This is a genomic window from Micromonospora sp. C28SCA-DRY-2, assembly GCF_030519475.1.
Taxonomy (GTDB): domain Bacteria; phylum Actinomycetota; class Actinomycetes; order Mycobacteriales; family Micromonosporaceae; genus Micromonospora.
In genome coordinates, this window is sequence record NZ_JAUMKD010000003.1 from 225,319 (window position 1) to 245,565 (window position 20,247).

Genomic DNA, 20,247 nt, shown 5'->3' on the forward strand with positions numbered 1-20,247 from the left:
GCCGCGGTCCGCGGCGACACTGCCAGGCGTGCCGGAGCCGGTGAGTTTCGCCAGGGACGTGCTGCCGCTCTTCCGCGAGCTGGACCTCGAGATGCCGCACGCCTTCGACCTGTCCGACCACGCCGACGTCTGCGCGTGGGCCGAGGCCATCCACGAACGCCTCGCCGACGGATCGATGCCGTGCGACGCGCCCTGGCCGGACGGGGACGTGGCGCTGTTCCGCCGCTGGATCGACGAGGGCCGGCACCCCTGACAGGCTCGGCCGGGCCCGCGACCGGCCCGGCCGCGCCCGATCCGGTCCGCAGCGGCCGGATCGACGCCGGCGGCCGGCGGGACGGCCTGGTCAGGCGCGGCTGAGTAGCGGACGCGACCGCCGGTCCAGCAGCCCACCGAGCGCCGGCGTCGCCCCGGCCGACCAGGCCGACAGCACCCGCTCGACGGCGCCGAACTCCGACTCCAGCACGGACAGGCCCGCGGTGGGCACCGCCGCCCCGAGCGCGACCAGCAGCGGGCGCAGGTAGCTCTCCACCGCGTGCCGGTGGCCGCGGTCGGCGGCGGTCATCATCGGCACCGCCACCGTGCCGGCCAGGCCGTGCCGGGGTAGCAGGTCCAGGAAGAGCTTCAGCAGCCCGGTGTAGCTGCCCTTGTAGGTGGGCGAGGCGACCAGCAGCAGGCTCGCGCCGGTCACCGCGGCGTACGCCTCGCGCACCGCGGCGCACCGGTCCTCGGCGACGATCAGCCCGGCCGGCAGTTCGGCGAGGTCCACCAGGGTCGGCGCGGCCAGCTCGACCCCGGCCTCGGCCAGCCGCTCGCGCAGCAGCTCCGCTGCCGTCAGCACCACGCCCCGGGTGCGCGACCGGGGCCGCGGGTTGCCGACCAGGACGGTGAAGGAGACCGGGCCACTGTCGACAGACGTCATTGCCACACATTGGCACGGCCCGACGCGGCGCTGCTACGTTCCGCGACATGGCTGACCACGGCGACCCGCCCCGGCTGGAGGTCCGTGCCCTGCGCCCCGACGAGCGCCGGCTGGCCGGCGGACTGGTCGCCCGGGCGATGCGCGACAACCCCACCACGCTGGCGATGTGCGGTGGCGACCCGTTCGACCGGCTGGCGCACATGCAGCCGATCTGGACCGCCTTCTTCCACCGGCCGCCGGGCCCGGCGGTCGGCGCCTTCCACCGCGGCTGCCTGGTCGGCGTCGCCGGGGCCACCCCGCCGGGCGCCTGCGTCGGCAGCACCTACGGCCCGCGCGCCGCCGAGGTGGCGAGCGGGCCGGAGCCGCCGCCCGGCGACCCGGGCCGCGCCGACTACGTGCAGGCCACGTACGCGGTCAACGACCTGCCGGAGCCGCACTGGCACCTGGGGCCGGTGGCGGTCGAGCCCGGGTTCCAGGGCCGGGGCGTCGGCGCCCGGCTGGTGCGCGAGCTGACCGCCGCGCTGGACGCCGACGGGCACGACGGGTGGTGCGAGACCGACACCGAGGCCAACGTCCGGTTCTACCGGGCGCTGGGTTGGCGGGCGGTCCGCACCGTGCGGGTCATCGGGATTCCGCTGTGGTTCCTGCGCCGGCCGGCGTCGCGTCCGGCGGCGCCGGCACCAGCGTCCGCAGCTCGGCGAACGGATCCAGCCCCAGCGACACCCGGCCGATGAACTCCCGGGCCTCGATCGGCGAGTAGGGCTGCATGAACCCGCCGGCCCGCACGTCCCGGTAGAGCCGGCCGAGCGGGTGCCCGGTCAGGTACGACCCGCCGCCGACCACTGTCATCGCCTGGTCGACCACCTCCGTCGCGGCCCGGTTGACGATGAGCTTGGTGCACTGGTAGTCCATCACCGCCCGGTGCACCGCGTCCATGGTCAGCTCGTCCTCGGGCAGCGCCAGGAACTCGTCCATCGCCTCGCAGGTGCGGCCCAGCGCGGCCCGGGCGGTGGCCAGCGCCACCTCCATCTCGGCGAGCTGCACCTGCACCGCCGGGCGCTCGGCCAGCAGGTGGTCGTACGGCTTGCGCTTGCGGGTCCGGGCGGCCGTCACGGTCAGCTCGTGCGCCGCCTCGGCGATGCCCAGGTACGCCCCGACCAGCGGGAAGTTCACCGCGACCAGCCCCGGCCACATCGCCGTGGTCGGCTCGCCCACCCGGCCGCCCAACTGCACCATGTCGGCCGGCACGAAGCAGTCGCTGAGCACCACGTCGTTGCTGCCCGAGCCGCGCATCCCGACCGCGTCCCAGTTGTCCAGCACGGTCAGCCCGGGCGTGTTGCGCCGGATCACCGCGCTGCCCATCCGGTACCAGCCGGCGCCGTCGGGCACCCGGACGAAGACGGTGAACGCGTCGGCGACCGCCGAGTTGGTGGCGAAGGTCTTGTGCCCGCTGATCAGGTAGCCGCCGTCGGCCGGCCGGGCCTCGGTGGTCGGGAAGGAGAACGCCCCGCCCGGCTCGGTGCCGGCGTGCGACATCACCAGCCGGCCCCGGCCCAGCAGCTTGACCAGGATGCGCAGCTGGGCGGTGAACGGGCCGTCGTCCGCGGAGCGGCGCAGGGTGCGGCTGATGTCGAAGGTGAAGCCGAGGTGCATGTTGGCGGCGATGGCGGTGGCCGGGCAGCCCCGGGCCAGCCGGGACACCGCCACCGTCAGGTCGTGCAGCGAGTCGACGCCGAGCCCGCCGGCCTCGGCCGGCGCGGTGGCGGCGAGGAAACCGCTGGCCCGCATCGCGGCGAAGTTCTCCCGGACGAAGGTGTTCTCCGCGTCGTACCGGGCGGCCCGGGTGGCGAAGTCGGCCGCGTGCTCCTCGGCCAGCTCGACCATCCGGGCGCCGGCCGGGGTCCTCGCCGACAACTGTCCGGTCATGGCCTACCTCCATCGACTCGGGGACGCGGGCGAGTCGGACCCTACGGAGCGCCCGCCGGGCGGCGCAACGAGCGCCGTTGCCGCCCACGGCCGCGTCCGGTCGCCGCGCAATGACCACCCTTGCCGCCCCGAGCGCCGCCGCCGATAGTGCGGGGCGTGGACGCACAGGACGGTTTCGTGCCCTGGCCGGCGGAGTTCGCCCGGCGCTACCGGGCGGAGGGTTACTGGCGGGGCGAGACTCTCGGCGCCATCGGACGGCGGGTGCCCGACCGGGACCGGACCGCGCTGGTGCACGGCGAGCGGCGGTGGAGCCACGCGGAGCTGGACCGGCGGGCCGACCGCACGGCGGCCGGCCTGGCGGCGCTCGGCATCCGCCGCGGCGACCGGGTCCTGGTGCAGCTGCCCAACGTCGCCGAGCTGGTGCAGCTCTCCCTCGCCCTGTTCCGGCTCGGCGCGCTGCCGGTGTACGCGCTGGCGCCGCACCGGATGGCCGAGCTGGGCCACCTGGCCGAGCTGACCGGCGCCCGCGCCTACGTGGCGCCGGACCGGTTCGCCGGCTTCGACTACCGGCCGCTGGCCGCCGAGCTGCGCGCCGCGAACCCGGCCCTGGAGCACGTGCTGATCGTCGGCGAGCCCGGCGAGTTCCGGGCGCTGTCCGAGGTGGACGCCGAGCCGGTGGCGCTACCGGGGCCGGCGCCCGGCGACATCGCCTTCTTCCTGCTCTCCGGGGGCACCACCGGCCTGCCGAAGCTGATCCCCCGCACCCACGACGACTACGCCTTCCAGCTGCGGGCCTGCGCCGAGGCGCTGGGCGTGGACGAGCGCTCGGTCTACCTGGCGGCGTTGCCGGCGGCACACAACGCGGCGCTGGGCTGCCCCGGGGTGCTCGGCACCCTGGCCGTCGGCGGCACCGTGGTGCTCAGCCCGACGCCCAGCCCGGACGACGCGTTCGGGCTGATCACCGCCGAGGGCGTCACCTTCACCACGCTGATGCCGCCGCTGCTGCCGGTCTGGGTGGACCTGGCCCCCCTGCTGGAGGTGGACCTGCGGCCGGTGCTGCTCCAGGTCGGCGGCGCGAACCTGCAACCCGAGGTGGCGTACCGGGTGATGACGGCGGGCTGCCGGCTCACCCACTGGTTCGGGATGGCCGAGGGAGTGCTCAGCTACACCCGGCTCACCGACCCGCCGGACGTGGTGGCGCACACCCAGGGCCGGCCGCTGGCCGCCGCCGACGAGTACCGGGTGGTCGACGCCGACGGCGTGGACGTGCCGCCCGGGGAGGTCGGCGAGCTGCTCGTCCGGGGCCCGTGCACGCTGCGCGGCTACTACCGGGCGCCGGCGTACAACGCCGAGGCGTTCACGCCCGACGGCTTCCTGCGCACCGGCGACCTGGTCCGGATCACCGAGGACGGGAACCTCGCCGTCCGCGGCCGGATCAAGGACGTGATCAACCGCGGCGGCGAGAAGATCGGCGCCGCCGAACTGGAGGACCACGTCGGCGCCCACCCGGCGGTGCGGGCCTGCGCGGCGGTGGCGGTGCCGGACCCCACCCTCGGCGAGAAGATCTGCGTCTACCTGGTGCCGCGCGGCGAGCCGGTCGGGCTCGACGAGCTGCGCGCCTTCCTCACCGGACGCGGGCTGGCCGGCTACAAGCTGCCGGACCGGCTGGAGGTGGTGGACGAGCTGCCGCGCACCAGCGTCGGGAAGGTCGACAAGCGGCTGCTGCGCGAGCTCGGGGCCGGGGCCCGGGGATGACGCTGCGACGGCTGCGGGAGGCGCCGGGATCCCGGTGTTTCGTCTGCGCGCCGGGCAATCCGCGCGGCCTGGCGGTCCCGCTCTGGTACGACGACGCGGACGGCCACGTCGAGGCGACCGTGCGCTTCGACGAGCTGCACTGCGGCGCCCCGACGTACGTCCACTCCGGCCTCGCGATGGCCGTGCTGGCCGAGGCGATGGCCTGGGCGGTGGTCACCACCACCGGCCGGATCGCGATCACGCTGGCCAGCTCCACCGACTTCCACCGGCCGCTGCGGGTCGACGTGCCGTACCTGGCCCGGGCGGAGATCGGCGAGGTCACCGGGGCGGACGTGAGCGCGTCTGCGGTGTTCCGGGCCGACACCGAGGTGCTCGCCACCGCCACCGCCACGTTCCGGGTGATCTCGGAGAAGACCGCGGCGCGGCTGCGCGCGCGGGTCGGCCGTCCGCAGGGGACGTCGAGTAACCTACCGTGAGCCATCCGACACGGATGGCGATTGTCCGCACTGTCCTCGGAGGAGCCCGGTGACGACTGACGAATCGACCAGCACGGTTTCCGCCCCGCCCACCCCGCCGCTGCGGGCCCGCGGCGCCTGGCTCGTGCTCCTCATCGCCTGCGGCGCCTCCTTCACCGAACTGCTCGACGCCTCGATCGTCAACGTCGCGCTGTTCACCATCCGCAACGACCTCGGTCTCAGCGACCTCGGTCTGCAGTGGGTGGTCAACGCCTACCTGCTCGCGTTCGGCGGCTTCCTGCTGCTCGGGGGCCGGGCCGCCGACATGTTCGGCATCCGCCGGATGCTGGTCGTCGGGCTCGTGGTGTTCATCGCGGCCTCGCTGCTCGGCGGGCTGGCGATGAACGGCGCCTGGCTGGTGGCGGCCCGCGCCGGGCAGGGCGTCGGCGCGGCCATCATCGCGCCCACCACACTGGCCATCCTCACCACCTACTTCACCGACCCGAAGCAGCGGGCCGGCGCGATCGGCGCCTGGATCACCGCGGGGGTGGTCGGCGCGGCCCTCGGCTCGCTGATCGGCGGGCTGCTCACCGACCTGCTCGACTGGCGCTGGGTGCTCTGGATCAACGTGCCGGTCGGGCTGCTCCTGCTCGCCGGCACGCTGGTCGGCCTGCGGGAGACCCGCCGGCCGGCGCAGCGACCCGGGTTCGACCTGGCCGGCGCCACGGCGGTCACCGCCGGCCTGCTGCTCGTCGTGCTCGGCGCGGCGTCCACCAGCAGCTACGGCTGGGGCTCGCCGCGCACCCTGGTGCCGCTGCTGGCCGGCGTCGCGCTGCTGGTCGCCTTCGTCGCGATCGAGCGGCGGGTACGCACCCCGATCGTGCCGCTGGACATCTTCCGGCTGCGCACCGTGTCCTCCGGCAACGCGGTGGCGTTCCTGGCCAACGCCGCCAGCCTGCCGATGTACTACCTGCTCGGGCTCTTCCTCCAGGACGTCTACGGGTTCAGTCCGTTGCAGGCCGGGCTGGCCTTCCTGCCGCTGTCGTTCAGCATCGTGATGGGCTCGTTCGCCGGCAGCATGCTGCTGCCCAAGGTCGGTCCCCGGCCGCCGATGCTGGCCGGCGCGGTGATCGCCGCGGCCGGGCAGGTCTGGCTGTCGCTCGCCCCCGACGACGGCAGCTACCCGGTCCACGTCCTGGTGCCGACGATCCTGATGGGGCTCGGCATCGGCGCCATCTTCGTCCCGGCCACCAGCACCGCGACCGCCGGCGTCGCCGAGGAACGCTCCGGCCTGGCCTCCGGCCTGGTCAACACCGCCAACCAGTTCGGCGGCGCGCTGGGCGTGGCGGTGCTGGCCACCTTCGCCGCATCGTTCGCCACCGCCGCCACCGGCTACACCAACGCGATGCTGCTGGCCGCCGGGGTGGTGCTGCTCGCCGGGGTGGCGGCGTTCACCGCGCCCCGGGCCCTCCCGGAGGGCGCGGGCACGCCATGACGGTGACCGACGAGGCGCCCGCGTCGATCGGGCAGCGGCTGGTCTGGTTCCTCGAGCACTACCGCTCCGAGTCCTCGTCGGTCAGCTGCCCGGCCCTGTTCCGGATCCGGGGCGACCTGGACACCGGGCGGGTCCGGGCGGCGGCGGAGCTGCTCACCGCCCGGCACGGGTCGCTGCGCACCACCCTGGTGCGGCAGGGCCGCGAGCTGGTGCAGCGGGTGCACGACCGGATGCCCGCCCCGGTCCGCACGGTGGCCCTGCCGGCCGGGGCGGAGGCCGAGCTGACCCGGCAGCTACGCGCCGAGCTGACCGCGCCGATCCCGGTCGACAGCACGCCGGCCCGGTTCACGCTCTGGCGCCTCGGCGACCACGACGCCGTCTGGTGCGTGAACATGCACCACCTGATCTCCGACGCGTGGTCCTGCGGGGTGGTGGTGGACGACGTGGTGCGGCTGCTCGGCGCGGCGCCCGGGACGGACCCGGCGCTGCGCCCGGTCGACTGGCAGTATCTCGACTTCTGCCGCTGGGAGCGGGCCGCGGCCGACGACGGCGTGCTGCGCCGCCACCAGGAGTGGTGGCAGGCGCGGCTGGCCGGGGTACGGCTGCCGGTGCTGCCCGGCCGCGCCGACGTCGTGGACCTGGCGCGGCCGGATCCGGCGCTGGCCGTGGCCGAACTGCCCGGCCCGGTCGGCGACGGGCTGCGCGAGCTGGCCCGGGCCGAGCGCACCACGCTCTTCTCGGTCTTCCTGGCCCTGTACTACCTGCTGCTGCACTCGCGGACCGGGCAGGCCGACCTCACCGTCGCCTCGTTCTTCGCCAACCGCACCCGCCGGGAGTTGCAGCACACCGTCGGCTTCCTGGCCACCATGCTGGCCCTGCGCACCACCGTCGCGCCCGCCGGGTCGTTCCGCGACCTGCTCGCCGAGACCCGCCGCACGGTGCTGGACGCGGTGGTCCACCAGGCGGTGCCGGCGCAGATGCTCTCGCTGCCGTCGCTGGTGCACTCGCCCGGCCGGCTCAACGACGTGGTGTTCCAGATGCTGCCCGACCGCAGCCCCGAGGCGTGGGAGGCGGCCAGGCTCCCCTCCGGGCTGGAGGTCGGCACCTTCCGGCCGCCGCAGGCGCTGAGCCGGTTCGGGTTGAACCTCACCGTCATCCCGCGCGGCGACCGGATCGAGGCGCGGCTCTCGTACGCCCGCAACCAGTTCGCGCCGGAGTGGGTCGAGCGTTTCCTGGCCGACTTCGCGGCCACCGCCCGGGCCGTGCTGGCCGACCCGGGCCGGTCGCTGCCGGCGCTGCTCGGCCAGCTCCGCCCCGCCGAGCGGGCCGCGTCGTGACCGCCGGCACGGGCCGGGTCGCGGCCGCCGGATCCGGCCGGGTCGCGGCCGCCGAGCGGGTCGCGTCGTGACCGGCGGCGGGCTGCGCGAGCGGGTGCGCGCGATCGCCACCGCGCTGCCCGAGGTGACCGCCGACGGCGAGGGCCCGCACGTCGGCTACCGGGTGCGGAAGAAGACCTTCCTGTGGTTCCTCGACGACCACCACGGCGACGGCCGGGTGGTGCTGCACGTCAAGGCGGCGCCCGGGGCGCAGCAGGCGCTGGTCGGCGCCGACCCGGTCCGGTTCCACGTGCCGAGCTACCTGGGCGCGCGGGGCTGGGTGGGGGTGGACCTGGAGGCGCCCGGGCTGGACTGGGACGAGGTGGGCGAGCTGGTCCGGGAGGCGTACCGGCTAACCGCGCCGAAGCGCCTCGCGGCCGAGGTCGAGTGACGTCGCGGGCGACGCCGGCCGGGTGTCCGCCGGCGGATCGGTGGTGGCGGCGGGCAGCGGCGGGGCGACGAAGCCGCCGGTGAGCCGTTCCACCAGCCGGGCGAAGCCGATGGTGGAGCGGTCGTCCCAGCGCGCCCCGATGACCTGCGCCCCCACCGGCAGGCCGGCGGCGGTGCGCCCGACCGGCACCACGGTGGCCGGCAGCCGGGCCAGGCTGGCCAGGTTGGTCCAGACCATGTGCACGAAGTACGGCACCGACCGGCCGTCGATCTCCAGCATCCGCTCCGGGGCGGGGCGCCGCACGTCGTGCGGGAACGCCGGCAGCGGGGTCACCGGGGTGAGCACCACGTCGACCTGGTCGAACACCGCCGGCCAGGCCGCCTCGATCCGGGCCCGCCGCTCCTGGGCGGCGACCCAGTCCCGGTAGGACTGGTTCAGTGCCCGGGCCAGCGGGTCGTCCGCCCCGACGGCGAGCAACTGCCCGTACTCGTCCGGGGTGAAGTGCGCCGACAGCACGCCGACGAGCAGCCGCACGTACACCTCGTGTATCTCGTAGAACGGCCGGGGCGGGCGCAGCCGCTCGACCAGCACGGCGCCGGCGTCGGCGAGCCGGTCGGCCAGCCCGCGCAGGATCCCCAGCAGCTCCCGGTCGGTGCGGGCCAGCGGGCTGTCCAGCCAGAGCCCGACCCGGCAGCCGCGCAGCTCGCGCAGCCGGTTGGCCGGCAGCCGGCCGCCGGGCACCCCGGCCAGGTCGGCGCCGACCAGCACGTCGAGGGCGAGCTCCAGGTCGTCGGCGCCGCGGCCGAGCGGGCCGGCGGTGCCCAGCTCGGGGACGGCCAGCGCGCCCGGCGGCGGCGGCAGGTGCCCCCGCCCGGGCACCGCGCCCCAGCTCGGCAGGTGACCGAAGACCCCGCAGTAGTGGGCCGGCGCCCGGATCGAACCGGCGATGTCGCTGCCCAGCTCGATCGGGCTCATCCCGGCGGCCACCGCGACCGCCGAGCCGCCGGACGAGCCGCCGGCGGTCCGGTCCGGCCGCCACGGGTTCACGGTCAGCCCGTACCGCTCGTTCCAGGTCTGGAAGTCGCCCGCGTAGCGGGGCACGTTGGTCTTGCCGTAGACGATCGCCCCGGCGGCGCGCAGCCGGGCCACCGCGTCGGCGTCCCGCGCGGGCACGTGCTCGCCCAGCTCCGCGGCACCCGCCGTGGTGCGCAGGCCGGCGGTCTCGAAGACGTCCTTGACCGTCATCGGCAGCCCGTGCAGCGGGCCGAGCGGCCGGCCCCGGGCGCGGGCGTCGTCCGCGGCCCGGGCCTCGGCGCGGGCCCGGTCCAGGTCCGTCGCGACCACCGCGTTCAACCCGTCGTTGTACGCCGCCACCCGCGCCAGGCACGCCTCCAGCAGCTCGGCGCTGCCGACCTCCCCGGCGGCGAGCGCCGCGACCAGCCGGGCGCCGGTGGCGGTCGCCAGGGCGACCATCGGCTCAGGCGGCGGAGCAGACGAAGAGCATCACCGAGAAGGTGGTGATGTTGCTGGCCGGGTACGTGGTGTCGAGCTTCAGCCCGGCCTTGGCGAACAGCTCGCGGTACTGCTCCACGCTCAGCTCCTGCCCGCCGACGCTGGTGAGCATCCGCAGGTCGAGGGCGGTCATCACGGCCCGGTTGGACTTGGTCACCGGGGTCTGGAGCAGCATCACCCTGCCGGTGTCGCCGGCGGCCTCGGCGCAGCGGCGCAGGATCCGCACCGCGTTCTCCTCGGACTCCTGGTCGACCACCTCGGAGAGCAGGTACGCGTCCGCGCCCGGCGGCAGTGGGTCGAAGTAGCTGCCGGGGGTCACCGAGGCCCGGTCGGCCACCCCGGCCGCCTCGAAGTTGCGCCGGGCGCGCTCGATCATCTGCGGGAAGTCGACCAGCGTCGCCTGGAGGTGCTCGTACTTCTTCAGCAGCCGGATCAGCGGGGCGCCGCTGCCGCCGCCGACGTCCACGATCCGCTTCACCGTCGACCAGTCGTAGCCGCGCAGCAGGGAACGCGAGGAGAAGTTGACGATGGTGTCCAGCGCCGTCTCGAAGCTGTCCCCCATCGCCGGCGAGGAGACCAGGTCCTCCCAGTACGGCTTGCCGTGCTGGGCCGGGTAGACCGGCTCTCCGGTGCGGACCGACTCCAGCAGGCCGGACAGGGACAGGTCGGCCTTGCCGCTGAACGAGTCCAGGTCGAGCAGCACCCGCATGCTCATCGGGTGGTCGCTGCGCAGCTGCTGCCCCACCGGGCCGACGTCGTAGCCGCCGTCGGGCCGCTCGGTGAACACGTCGTAGCTCGCCAGGTGCACCAGCAGGCGGCGCAGCGCCTTCGGGTTCGCGCCGCAGCGCTGGGCCAGCGTCGGCACGTCGGTCGCACCGTCGGTGATGTGGTCGGCCAGGCGCAGCGTCGCGGCGACCCGCACCGCGTACGGGGTGACGAGGTTCGCCACGCTCTCCAGCCCGAACTGCGAGTTCTGCTGGCTGCGGATGCTCCCGATCGAACTGGTCTGGGCTGGCTGCCGGGTACTCACGACCGTCTCTGACACCGCGGACCTCACTCATCCATTGGCCGACGACACTTCTCCCTGAGCACCATGCTGGGATCGGCGCGGGGGCACAACCGCGAGCACAGCGCGCAGTTGACCGTCCTCAGTGGATGTCGAGCCGGTAGAGCCGGTGGAACCGGTGCGCCACGTCGAGCACCGTGACCCGGGCGAAGCCGGCCGCGGTGGCGTGCCGGCGTACCGTCTCGGGGCGCAGCACCGCGCCGGTGCCCACCGACCCCTCGTCCACCAGGCTCTGCGGCAGGCAGTGCAGCAGGCTGACGGTGTAGATGAAGCGTTCCGTCTCGTCGGCCGGCGCGGTGAACCGCTCGGCCGCCCGGGGCTCCATCAGCAGCACTGCGCCGGTCGGCTTCAGCAGGGCCCGGCAGGCGGCGAGCACCTGCACCGGGCGGGCCATGTCGTGCAGCGCGTCGAGCACGCAGACCAGGTCGAACCGTCCGGCCCCGGCGGGATCGGCGGGATCGGCGGGGTCGACGGCGTCGGCGGGGTCGGCGGGGTCGACGGCGTCGGCGGCCAGGTTGGCGACGGAGAACCGGACCCGCTCGGCGGCCGCCGCCGGCACCGCGGCCCGCGCGGTCGCCAGCGCGTCGGCGTCCCGGTCGAAGCCGTGCACCCGGGCCAGCGGGTAGGTGCGCGCCAGCACCAGCGTGGAGGTGCCGGTGCCGCAGCCCACGTCGGCGATCGCCGCGCCGGGGCGGCGCAGCGCCTGGTGCACGTCGGGCAGGGCGGTACGCAGCCAGCCGGGGAGCTGGTCGGTGAAGACCGACCGGTTCATCCCGGCCTGCGCCGCCCGCAGCGCCTCGCCGTACGCGTCGGCGGGCACCCCGGTGCCGGCCCGCATCGCCTCGGCCAGCCGGGGCAGCGCGGGCGCGATGCCGCCGACCGGCAGCACGCTGAGCGGGGCGACCGACCAGGGACCGCCGGTGTCGGTGAGCGCCAGCCGGTGCCCCTCCGGCAGGGTGAACCGGCGCCGGTCGGCGGGGACCGTGACGTCGTCGACCGTCACGATCCCCGCCGCCGCCTGCTGTTCCAGCCACTCGGTGGCGTACCGGGGGGCGACGCCGGCCCGGTCGGCGAACTCGGCGGCGGTGGCCGGCCCCTTCGCCAGCGCCTCGTAGAGGCCCAGCCGGACGCCCAGGTAGACGGTCATCAGCTCGGCGGCCGCGAGGCTCGCCTGGAACAGCCGCCCGCCGAGGGCCTGCGCCTGGGCGTGCGCCCCGCCCGCCGGGGTCATGTCGCCACGGCCTCCCGGGTGACCTGGCCGCCGCGGATCTCCCGCCACCCCGGCTGCAACTCGACGGTGTCGGTCAACCGCTGCCAGAACACCCACGAGTGCCCGCCCGGGTCCTTGAGGCCGTAGGCGCGCACCCCGTACGGCTTGTCCTCCGGCGGCTGCGGGTCGGCGCCCGCCGCCCGGGTGTTGGCCCAGTGGGCGTCGACGTCGTCGACGTAGAGGATGTTCTCCTGGCCCAGCGGCCCGGCCACGCCCCGCTCGGCCCAGAACCCGGGGCACCCGCACACCTGGAAGACGGTGTCACCCGCCCGGATCTCGGCCTCCTGGACCGCGCCGTCGGGATCGACCCAGCGCACCTGCTCCTCGAAGCCGAAGGTGCGCGCGAGCCAGTCCAACGCCGCGGCCGCGTCCTCGTAGTACAGGTAGGGGCTGACACCCTCGTACCGCACCGGCTGTCGGTCCATGCCGTCCTCGATTCCGCTCGGTGGAACAGTCACATTAGCGTGAGCAGCCGCACACGGAGGTGAACATCGTGGGCAATCTCGCGTCCGACACCGAGGTGGAACCCGTCGCGCCGGGGCGGTTCGCCGCGACCCTCTCCGCGGACTGGCAGCTCGTAGGGCCCAACGGCGGCTACCTGGCGGCGGTTGCGTTGCGGGCCGGTCAGCGGCTGGCCGACCGGTACCGGCCGGCGAGCATGTCCTGCCAGTTCCTGGCCCCCGCCCGGTTCGGGCGGGTGGAGCTGGCCGGCACCGTGCTGCGGGTCACCGAGCGGGCGACCGCGCTGCGGGTGGCGATGTTCCAGGGCGGCGACCAACTGCTGGAGGCGCAGGTGTGGGCCACCCCGGAGCATCCGGCCGGGCCCGCGGTGGCCTGGCACGAGATGCCGGCGGCGCCCGGCCCGGACCGGCTGCCCGACCTGAAGGACCGGCTCTCCGCCGCCGGCGCGTGGGTGCCGCGCTGGCACGACAGCGTCACCCTGCGGGTGGTGCCCGGCCCGGCGCCCGAGCTGACCTGGGCCCGGTTCCGGCCGGTGCCCGCCTTCGGCGACCCGTGGCTGGACGCCTGCCGGGCGCTGATCCTGGTGGACAGTCTCCAGTGGCCGGCGATCCGGGTGCTGATGCCGGACCGGGACCGCACCCTGGCGCTGACCACGCACCTGGCGGTGACCTTCCACCGCGACGCCGGGGACGCCGAGTGGCTGCTGGTCGACGCCCGGGGCACCGCCGCCGCGCACGGCTTCGTCGGCGGCACGGCCGCCGTCTGGTCGGACGACGGCCGGCTGATCGCCGCCGGTCAGCAGCAGATGCTGCTGCACCAGCTCAGCCGCCCGGCGGCGTTCTCCCGGGGCAGCTGACCGGCGCCGGCGGGCGGATCAGCCGGCGCCCGGTGAGCGGGTCCGGCCCCCGCCGGGCGGGGTCCAAGTGGCGAGGTTGCACAGTCGAACGCGTCCCGGCCTTCGGTCTACCTTGCAACCCGGATGCCCCGAGTGCGGAGGTGGAGGACGTGGACATCGCGAGCGCGCTGAAGGTGCTGAACACTCCGGAGGGCCGCGCCGAGCCGTACGCGGCGTACGCGGCGATGCACGCCCACGGACCGGTGATCCCCTTCGGCCGGCGGGTCCACATCATCGTCGGGTACGACCACGTCGACGCGATGATGCGCGACTCCCGGCTGCTGCTCGACGGCACCGTGTCGCTGGACCGGTACGTCCGCAACTGGCGCGAGCACCCGTCGATGCGGATGATGGCGAACTCGCTGCACTCGGTGAACCCGCCGGACCACACCCGGGTCCGCCGGGTCTTCGGGGCCGCGTTCACCGCCCGCCGGGTGGCCGCCATGCAGGAGAAGATCGAGCAGCGGGTGGACCGGCTCATCGACACCCTGCTGGAGAGCCGCGGCGGGTCGGTCGAGTTCATGGAGACCTTCGCCTACCCGCTGCCGCTGGGCATCTTCTGCGACCTGATGGGCGTACCCGACGCCGACGGCGAGTGGCTGCGCCCGCACTGGGACGAGCTGGTGAAGGTGCAGAACATGCAGTTCGGCGAGGCGCTGTTCAGCGCCGACCACGCCACCGACGAGCTGTCCCGCTACTTCGACCGGGTGGTGGCGCAGCGGCGCGCCGAGCCGCGCGACGACTTCCTCACCGCGCTGCTCGAGGCGAACGACACGGCGGTCGAGGGGCTGGACCACGACGAGTTGATCGCCAACCTGGTGCTGCTGCTGATGGCCGGCTGGGAGACGGTGGCGAACATGCTCGGCAGCGGGCTGGTCATCCTGCTGGACCACCCCGAGCAGGCGCGGCGGCTGCGCGCGGACCCGTCGCTCGCGCCCGGTTTCGTCGACGAGATCCTGCGGATGGAGTCGCCGATCCAGTGGACGTTGCGCTGGGCGGCCGAGGACGTCACCGTCGCCGGGGTGCACGTGAAGGCCAACCAGCACGTGCAGATGATGCTCGGCGCGGCCAACCGGGACCCCAACCGCTTCCCCGACCCGGACCGCTTCGACCCCGACCGGCCCAACAACCACCCGCTGACCTTCGGTGCCGGCGCGCACATCTGCCTCGGCCAGGCGCTGGGCCGCCTGCAGGGCCGGGTCGCCTTCCCCCGGCTGCTGCGCCGGCTGCCCGACCTGGCCCTGGCGGAGGAACCCACCCGGCTGGACCGGCCCGCCCAGCGGGGCTACTCGAAGCTCCCGGTCAGCATCGGCTGACCGATGGCCGTCACCTCCACCGAGGACTTCCTGTCGGTGGTCGGCACCCCGGAGTACGTCGCCGACCCGTACCCCTTCCTGCGCCGGCTGCGCGAGACCGCGCCGGCGATGCACGCCGGCTCGGACATCTGGGTGGTCCCCCGCTACACCGACGTGGTGCGCGGCCTGAAGGACCCGGCGCTCAGCTGCGACTTCGCCCGGCTGGAGCACTACGACCGGTACTTCCGGGCGCGCGGGGTGGACCAGCGGTTCCCGCTGCCGCTCAACGCGCTGGACCCGCCGGACCACCGGCGGATCCGCTCGGCGATCACCCCGGAGTTCCACCCGGCCGCCGTGGACGCGCTCCGCCCGGTGGTCGCCGAGACGGTGGACGAGGTCCTCGACGAGCTGGAGGCGCGGGGGCGCACCGACATCGACCTGGTGGACGACGTGGCGTACCCGATCCCGGTCGCCATCATCGCCCGGCTGTTCGGCATCCCCCGGGCGGACCAGCCGCTGCTGCGCCGCTGGTCGCACGAGTTCGGGGTGGCCTCCGACCCGGACGCGGTGCTCACCGACGCCCAGCGCGAGCAGGCCGCGGAGGCGACCCGGGAGGCGGGCGCCTACTTCGCCCGGCTGGTCCGCCGCCGCGACACCGTGCCGGGCGGCAACCTGCTCGGCCGCTGGCTGGCGGCCAGCCGCGACGACCGCACCATGTCCCTGGCCGAGTTGCTGGTCAACGGGGTCTTCCTGCTGATCGTCGGGCACCACAACACGGTCAGCCTGATCGCCAACGGGATGCTCGCGCTGCTGGAGCACCCGGACCAGCTCGACCTGCTGCGCCGCTCCCCGGAGCTGATGCCCAACGCGGTCGAGGAGCTGCTGCGCTACGACAGCCCGGTGCAGACCTCCACCCGGGTCACCACCGGCGTCTACCACGTCGACGGGGTGGACATCCCGGCCCACCGCCAGGTGATGCTGCTGCTCGGCTCGGCGAACCGGGACGAGCGGGTCTTCGCCGACCCGGACCGGCTCGACCTGCGCCGCCCGGAGGCGCCGCGCAACCTCGGGCTGGGCCGGGGCATGCACTCCTGCCTCGGCGGCACCCTGGCCCGCATCGAGGTCGGCGCCGCGCTGGCCGCGCTGGTCCGCCGGTATCCCGGCATGAGCGTCGCCGGGCCGGCCCGCCGCCGGGTGCCCTGCTTCACCCTGCGCGGCCTGACCAGCCTCCCGGTCCGCCTCGGCTGAACCGCGCCGCCGCGGGCGGCGACTCGCGCCGGGTCCGCCCGGCCGCGGCGACGACGTCCGCCGGTCCCGGGCCGGCCACCGGGCACCATGCCGACTCTGCGCCGCCGGCGGCACCGGCTCGGGCCGCCGGCGGGGTCAGCCCACCCGCAGCGGCAGGCGGTGCAGGCCGCGGTTCCACAGCGACGCGGCGCGCACCGGCTCCCCGTCCAGCTCCACCGTGGCGTAGCGGGTCAGCAGGCGGCTCAGCACCAGCTCGCCGGCGAGCCGGGCGAGGTGCAGGCCCAGGCACAGGTGCATGCCGTGACCGAAGGCCAGGTGCGGGTTCGGCTGCCGGTCGGGCACCACCTCGTCGGCCCGGTCGAACGCCCGGGGGTCCCGGTTGGCGGCGGCCAGCGACACCTCCACGAAGCGGCGCGCCGGCAACCGCCCGGACGGCAGGTCGATCGCCGCCTCGGTCCAGCGGATGGTGGTCTGCACCGGGCTGTCGTAGCGCAGCAGCTCGTCGACCACCGTCGGCACCAGCCCGGGCGAGCGGCGCAGCCGGTCGAGCAGCTCGGGACGGTTCAGCAGCGCCAGCACCCCGTTGCCGATGCTGTTGGTGGTGGTCTCGTTGCCGGCGAAGAGCAGCAGGGTGGCGTTGGCGGAGAGTTCCTCGACGGTGATCCGGCCGGCCCGCCAGGCCGCCGCCATCCCGGCCAGCAGGCCGTCCGCCGCCGGCCGGCGCACCATCCGGGCGAAGTAGTCGGCGAAGAACGCGTTCGCCTCGTCGCTGCGGGCCAGCGCCTCCGGCGGCGGGAAGACGGCGGACGCGTCGATCAGCGCGGCGATCCCCCGCTTCAGCTCGGCGGCGTCGGCGTGCGGCAGGCCGAGCACGTCGGAGACGAGCAGGATGGGCAGGTCGGCGGCGACCGCCTCGATCAGGTCGAAACGGTCGCCGGCCCGGTCGAGCAGGCCGTCGACCAGGGCGCCGATCCGCTCCCGCTGCCCGGCCACCGGCCGGGGCGTGAACGGGGTGAGCATCAGCCGGCGGATCCGGCCGTGCCGCTCCCCCTCCATGTTGAGCACGCTGGCCAGGAACGAGGTCAGGGTGGGGCCGGTGCCGGCCACCCGGCGGACCAGCCGGGGCGGCACCGACCGGCCGCAGCGGCGGTCGCGCAGCAGCGCGGTCACGTCCTCGTACCGGGTCACCAGGAAGGTGCCGCCGGCGGTCAGGTGCAGCGGATCCGCGTCGCGCAGCCGGGCCCAGGTCGGATACGGGTCGTGCAGGAACGCCGGGTCGGACCGGTCGAAGCTCACCCGCTCCGCCACCTGCTCGCCACCGGGCATGGTGATCATCCCTCCCCGCCGGCCACCGCCGGTTGTTCCCGCCGGGCGCGTGGGCGGCGCCCGTTCCCGCCGTCGTACGTCACCGGCGCGGCCTCCACCGGTGGCGCCGGGCGCGGCTCCGGCCGCCGCGCCGCGCGGACCCGCCGGAGGTCGTCGGCCTCCACCACGGCGAACCGGACGGCTGTCGCCGCCGCCCGGGTGCACCGGTAGACCTCGCTGAGCCGCTCGCTGCGCTGGCCGGGGTCGGCGCCGCGGTCCGCCCGCAGCTCGGCCAGCCCGAGCGCGGCCTCCACCGTGGTCAGCAGCGCGGCGTTGATCGCGATGTCGCCGTCCAGCCGGCCGCAGACCAGCGCGTACGCCTGCCGGAGCAGGTCGCGCACCGCGGCGGGATCCGGTTCGGGCCCGGTCATCGCGCCCCCACCAGCGCGGCGCTGAAGCTGCCGGCGGGGCGCGACTCGCACCGGCCGGCCAGGTCGAGCACGAAGGGCACCGGCGAGGTGACCTCCACCCGGTCGGTGACCGCCACCTCGATCAGCCCGTGCGGCGTGGGCACCGCCCCGCGCGCCCAGGCCAGGTCGCCCAGCCGGGGCGCGATCCGGGCCCGTGCGAAGCCGGGCAGGTCCGGGCTGACCCCCAGGGTGTACAGTGGCAGGTCGCGGCTCGGGGTGGCCGACCAGCCGTGGCAGTGCGAGCCGCCGAGCCAGGTCTCCGGCCAGGTGCCGTCGCCCAGCTCGAACAGCCGCGCCCAGTCCCGGCACAGCGCCGCCACCTGCTCGGCGGCGCCGAGCTCGGCCACCGCGTCGTGCACCACGTACCGGAAGAACGGCTGCGCCTCGACCACCTCGCGGGTCACGTCCCAGTCCGGTGGCGGCGGGCCCATCGCGGCGCGCAGCGGCATGGTGCGGAAGGACCAGGCCCGGCACACCCGGTCCGCGCGCCGCAGCAGGAAGCGCAGCGCGGCCGGGCGCAGCGCCGCCGGCACCAGGCCGCCCACCACCGCCGCCGCGGTCGCGTGGTCGGAGACCTGCGGGGCCGGCACGCCGTCGCGCAGCCAGTCGCGGTACGCGCCCCGCCCCTGGTCCCAGAAGACCGGGTACGCGGCCGCCAGCTCGGCGTGCCGGGCCGCCGCCCACCGGGCCCGGCCCTGGTCGCCCAGCCAGGCCGACATCTCCGCGACGTCGCGCAGCGCCCGCCCCCAGAGCCCGTTGAGCACCGCGCTGGCGCCCGAACCCTGGACGCTGGCCCAGTCCAGCAGCACCCAGCCGGTCACGTCGTGCAGCAACCCGTCGCGGGTGAAGTCGGCGAACCAGCGCAGCACCCGCTCCGCCACCGGCAGCAGTTCGGCCACCAGGTCCCGGTCACCGGTCCAGCGGTAGAGGTTGTGCACGGAGCGGATCCAGTGCAGCGACCAGTCCGGGATGTAGGTGCCGCCGCGGTGCTCGTAGTCGCAGGCCACCGCCATCGGCAGCATGCCGTCCGGGCGGGGGCTGGCGCAGAGCCGGGGATGCCAGCGGGCCAGCCCCCAGTCCGGGTTGGTGAGCAGGTCGACCGACTGGTGCACCACCGAGTCGCCGACCCAGGCCCGCTGCTCCCGGGTCGGGCAGTCCAGGTAGGCGTCCTGGGCGCTGAGGTCGACGGTGCGCAGGCCGGTGCGGTGGATCCGGTCGAGCAGCTCGTCGGAGCAGGTGAAGTACGCCCCCGGCGGGCGGGGGCGCAGGCGCTCGCGCACCACCGGCGCGTCGAGGCGGACCGGGCCGGCGCCGGTGAGCACCAGCACCGCGTACCGGCCGCCGGCCGGGTCGGCGGACTCGAACCGGTCGGCGTGGCCCCGGGCGACGTAGCGCACCCCGTGCGGGTGGTGGTGCGCCGGGATCCGGCCGTCGGCGTCGAGTTCCTCGCACATCCGGGCGTCCAGCCGGGTGCCGGCCGGGGCGTGCAGCCGCAGTTCCAGCGTGCCGGCCACCACCTGCCCCCAGTCGACGGTCAGCACCGCCGCCGTGCCGGCGGTCAGCTCCAGCTCCACCGGGAAGGTCAGCTCGCCGCGTACCGGGCCGGCCTGCGCGTCGGCGTCGGCCACGTACCGGGCCGGACCGGCGTCACCGGCCGGCGGCGGGGCCAGCCGGAGCCGGGCCCTCGGCGCGGGCCGCGGCACGGCGGGCGCGGCCGGGCCGGGGCCGGGCGGCAGCGGTCCGTACGGGTCGGTCGGCGGGGTGGTCCGCGCGGTGCCGCCGATGTGCAGCGCGGTGATCACCCGGGCCGGCCGCCACCCGGCGTCGTCGACGTCGACGGCCAGCCAGTCCGGGTCGAGCCGGCGGCCGTCGAGCACCTCGGGCACCGTCCCGCCAACGCCCTCCGGCCGCTGCGGGGTCCAGGCGTCGGCGATCCGGTAGCGCCAGGCGCGGTCGGTGGCCAGCGGGCCGTCGGGCAGCGCCAGTTCGGCGAGCAGCCCGCCGGCGCCGTGGCTGAACGTGGGCCCGGCCGGCATCCACCGGGCGTTCGGCTCGCCGTAGAAGCGGACCAGGCAGCAGAGCACGTTGCGGCCGGCGACCAGGGCGGGTCCGACGTCGACGGTGTCGTACGGCAGCCGCGCCGGATGTGACCGGGCCGGTCCCCGGGCCAGTTCCCGGCCGTTGACCCAGAGCACGTACCGGGAGTCGGCGGTGATCCGCAGCGGGGCGGTCTCCGGCGGCCCCGGCAGGTCGAACACGCGCCGGAAGAGCACCCGGCGGTCGTGCGCGCCGGCCGCTATCCGGGTGTCGGTGGAGAACTCGCCGAGCTTGTCGATGCCGCTGTCGTGGCACCAGATCCACTGGGCGGTCCACGCGCTGCTCATCGGCGCACCGGCGGGCGGCGACG

General features: G+C 75.6%; 19 protein-coding genes. 10 read left to right on the top strand and 9 right to left on the bottom strand.

Annotation, left to right across the window (positions count from 1 at the left end):
• Nucleotides 1-28: 28 nt before the first annotated feature.
• Nucleotides 29-253: a hypothetical protein gene (locus Q3W71_RS14670; RefSeq protein ID WP_302919868.1), complete on the top strand. Its 225-nt coding sequence runs from the start codon at nucleotides 29-31 to the stop codon at nucleotides 251-253.
• Between the two features lie 90 nt (nucleotides 254-343).
• On the opposite strand, the gene Q3W71_RS14675 is transcribed toward Q3W71_RS14670, so the two are convergent.
• A complete protein-coding gene (locus tag Q3W71_RS14675) occupies nucleotides 344-919 on the bottom strand; it encodes an NAD(P)H-dependent oxidoreductase (RefSeq protein ID WP_302919869.1) in 576 nt (191 codons plus the stop codon).
• A gap of 47 nt (nucleotides 920-966) precedes the next feature.
• Between Q3W71_RS14675 and Q3W71_RS14680 the strand changes: the two genes are divergently transcribed.
• On the top strand, nucleotides 967-1,653 hold the full coding sequence (locus Q3W71_RS14680) for a GNAT family N-acetyltransferase (RefSeq protein ID WP_302919870.1): 687 nt from the start codon (nucleotides 967-969) through the stop codon (nucleotides 1,651-1,653).
• Here Q3W71_RS14680 and Q3W71_RS14685 read toward each other — a convergent pair.
• Nucleotides 1,541-2,845, bottom strand: coding sequence for an acyl-CoA dehydrogenase family protein (locus Q3W71_RS14685; RefSeq protein WP_302919871.1), 1,305 nt, complete (start codon nucleotides 2,843-2,845; stop codon nucleotides 1,541-1,543). The genes Q3W71_RS14680 and Q3W71_RS14685 overlap by 113 nt on opposite strands.
• Nucleotides 2,846-3,001: 156 nt before the next feature.
• On the opposite strand from Q3W71_RS14685, the gene Q3W71_RS14690 reads away from it, so the two are divergent.
• From Q3W71_RS14690 to Q3W71_RS14710, 5 genes are all read left to right on the top strand, one after another.
• Complete coding sequence (locus Q3W71_RS14690) at nucleotides 3,002-4,600, top strand: (2,3-dihydroxybenzoyl)adenylate synthase (protein WP_302919872.1); 1,599 nt, start codon at nucleotides 3,002-3,004, stop codon at nucleotides 4,598-4,600.
• A complete protein-coding gene (locus Q3W71_RS14695; protein WP_302919873.1) occupies nucleotides 4,597-5,076 on the top strand; it encodes a PaaI family thioesterase in 480 nt (159 codons plus the stop codon). Before Q3W71_RS14690 ends, Q3W71_RS14695 begins: the two co-directional genes overlap by 4 nt.
• Nucleotides 5,077-5,125: 49 nt before the next feature.
• Nucleotides 5,126-6,550 carry an MFS transporter gene (locus Q3W71_RS14700; RefSeq protein WP_302919874.1) on the top strand — a complete coding sequence of 475 codons (1,425 nt, stop codon included), beginning with the start codon at nucleotides 5,126-5,128 and terminating at the stop codon, nucleotides 6,548-6,550.
• Nucleotides 6,547-7,887, top strand: coding sequence for a condensation domain-containing protein (locus Q3W71_RS14705; RefSeq protein WP_302919875.1), 1,341 nt, complete (start codon nucleotides 6,547-6,549; stop codon nucleotides 7,885-7,887). The genes Q3W71_RS14700 and Q3W71_RS14705 overlap by 4 nt, the downstream gene beginning before the upstream one ends.
• 67 nt (nucleotides 7,888-7,954) lie before the next feature.
• The gene (locus tag Q3W71_RS14710) at nucleotides 7,955-8,317 is read left to right on the top strand and encodes an MmcQ/YjbR family DNA-binding protein (protein WP_302919876.1); all 363 of its coding nucleotides are present in this window, start codon (nucleotides 7,955-7,957) and stop codon (nucleotides 8,315-8,317) included.
• Here the strand turns inward: Q3W71_RS14710 and Q3W71_RS14715 are convergent.
• From Q3W71_RS14715 to Q3W71_RS14730, 4 genes are all read right to left on the bottom strand, one after another.
• Nucleotides 8,279-9,790, bottom strand: a complete 1,512-nt coding sequence (locus Q3W71_RS14715; RefSeq protein WP_302919877.1) for an amidase — start codon at nucleotides 9,788-9,790, stop codon at nucleotides 8,279-8,281. The genes Q3W71_RS14710 and Q3W71_RS14715 overlap by 39 nt on opposite strands.
• A gap of 4 nt (nucleotides 9,791-9,794) precedes the next feature.
• On the bottom strand, nucleotides 9,795-10,874 hold the full coding sequence (locus Q3W71_RS14720) for a methyltransferase (protein ID WP_302919878.1): 1,080 nt from the start codon (nucleotides 10,872-10,874) through the stop codon (nucleotides 9,795-9,797).
• A 103-nt stretch (nucleotides 10,875-10,977) separates the two neighbouring features.
• Entirely contained in the window at nucleotides 10,978-12,126 is a 1,149-nt protein-coding gene (locus Q3W71_RS14725) for a bifunctional 2-polyprenyl-6-hydroxyphenol methylase/3-demethylubiquinol 3-O-methyltransferase UbiG (RefSeq protein ID WP_302919879.1), read from the bottom strand.
• On the bottom strand, nucleotides 12,123-12,590 hold the full coding sequence (locus Q3W71_RS14730; RefSeq protein WP_302919880.1) for a glyoxalase/bleomycin resistance/extradiol dioxygenase family protein: 468 nt from the start codon (nucleotides 12,588-12,590) through the stop codon (nucleotides 12,123-12,125). Before Q3W71_RS14730 ends, Q3W71_RS14725 begins: the two co-directional genes overlap by 4 nt.
• 68 nt (nucleotides 12,591-12,658) lie before the next feature.
• Between Q3W71_RS14730 and Q3W71_RS14735 the strand changes: the two genes are divergently transcribed.
• The 3 genes from Q3W71_RS14735 to Q3W71_RS14745 all read left to right on the top strand — a co-directional run bounded on the left by Q3W71_RS14735 (nucleotide 12,659) and on the right by Q3W71_RS14745 (nucleotide 16,065).
• Nucleotides 12,659-13,483 carry a thioesterase family protein gene (locus Q3W71_RS14735; RefSeq protein WP_302919881.1) on the top strand — a complete coding sequence of 275 codons (825 nt, stop codon included), beginning with the start codon at nucleotides 12,659-12,661 and terminating at the stop codon, nucleotides 13,481-13,483.
• 149 nt (nucleotides 13,484-13,632) lie between these two features.
• Entirely contained in the window at nucleotides 13,633-14,838 is a 1,206-nt protein-coding gene (locus Q3W71_RS14740) for a cytochrome P450 (RefSeq protein ID WP_302919882.1), read from the top strand.
• Nucleotides 14,839-14,841: 3 nt separating this feature from the next.
• On the top strand, nucleotides 14,842-16,065 hold the full coding sequence (locus tag Q3W71_RS14745; protein ID WP_302919883.1) for a cytochrome P450: 1,224 nt from the start codon (nucleotides 14,842-14,844) through the stop codon (nucleotides 16,063-16,065).
• Nucleotides 16,066-16,200: 135 nt separating this feature from the next.
• On the opposite strand, the gene Q3W71_RS14750 is transcribed toward Q3W71_RS14745, so the two are convergent.
• Genes Q3W71_RS14750 through Q3W71_RS14760 form a run of 3 tightly spaced genes read right to left on the bottom strand, consistent with a single transcriptional unit; the run spans nucleotide 16,201 to nucleotide 20,224 of the window.
• Nucleotides 16,201-17,400 (bottom strand): cytochrome P450, encoded by a 1,200-nt coding sequence (locus tag Q3W71_RS14750; protein ID WP_302919884.1) that lies wholly within the window; start codon nucleotides 17,398-17,400, stop codon nucleotides 16,201-16,203.
• The gene (locus Q3W71_RS14755) at nucleotides 17,397-17,801 is read right to left on the bottom strand and encodes a hypothetical protein (protein WP_302919885.1); all 405 of its coding nucleotides are present in this window, start codon (nucleotides 17,799-17,801) and stop codon (nucleotides 17,397-17,399) included. Before Q3W71_RS14755 ends, Q3W71_RS14750 begins: the two co-directional genes overlap by 4 nt.
• On the bottom strand, nucleotides 17,798-20,224 hold the full coding sequence (locus Q3W71_RS14760) for an alpha-L-rhamnosidase C-terminal domain-containing protein (RefSeq protein ID WP_302919886.1): 2,427 nt from the start codon (nucleotides 20,222-20,224) through the stop codon (nucleotides 17,798-17,800). Before Q3W71_RS14760 ends, Q3W71_RS14755 begins: the two co-directional genes overlap by 4 nt.
• Between the last annotated feature and the right edge of the window lie 23 nt (nucleotides 20,225-20,247).

Bases quoted from the DNA above. Each gene is read 5' to 3' on its own strand.
- Q3W71_RS14675 (WP_302919869.1), bottom strand. From the start codon at position 919: ATGACGTCTGTCGACAGTGGCCCGGTCTCCTTCACCGTCCTGGTCGGC.
- Q3W71_RS14680 (WP_302919870.1), top strand. From the start codon at position 967: ATGGCTGACCACGGCGACCCGCCCCGGCTGGAGGTCCGTGCCCTGCGC.
- Q3W71_RS14685 (WP_302919871.1), bottom strand. From the start codon at position 2,845: ATGACCGGACAGTTGTCGGCGAGGACCCCGGCCGGCGCCCGGATGGTC.
- Q3W71_RS14695 (WP_302919873.1), top strand. From the start codon at position 4,597: ATGACGCTGCGACGGCTGCGGGAGGCGCCGGGATCCCGGTGTTTCGTC.
- Q3W71_RS14705 (WP_302919875.1), top strand. From the start codon at position 6,547: ATGACGGTGACCGACGAGGCGCCCGCGTCGATCGGGCAGCGGCTGGTC.
- Q3W71_RS14715 (WP_302919877.1), bottom strand. From the start codon at position 9,790: ATGGTCGCCCTGGCGACCGCCACCGGCGCCCGGCTGGTCGCGGCGCTC.
- Q3W71_RS14725 (WP_302919879.1), bottom strand. From the start codon at position 12,126: ATGACCCCGGCGGGCGGGGCGCACGCCCAGGCGCAGGCCCTCGGCGGG.
- Q3W71_RS14730 (WP_302919880.1), bottom strand. From the start codon at position 12,590: ATGGACCGACAGCCGGTGCGGTACGAGGGTGTCAGCCCCTACCTGTAC.
- Q3W71_RS14745 (WP_302919883.1), top strand. From the start codon at position 14,842: ATGGCCGTCACCTCCACCGAGGACTTCCTGTCGGTGGTCGGCACCCCG.
- Q3W71_RS14750 (WP_302919884.1), bottom strand. From the start codon at position 17,400: ATGATCACCATGCCCGGTGGCGAGCAGGTGGCGGAGCGGGTGAGCTTC.
- Q3W71_RS14755 (WP_302919885.1), bottom strand. From the start codon at position 17,801: ATGACCGGGCCCGAACCGGATCCCGCCGCGGTGCGCGACCTGCTCCGG.
- Q3W71_RS14760 (WP_302919886.1), bottom strand. From the start codon at position 20,224: ATGAGCAGCGCGTGGACCGCCCAGTGGATCTGGTGCCACGACAGCGGC.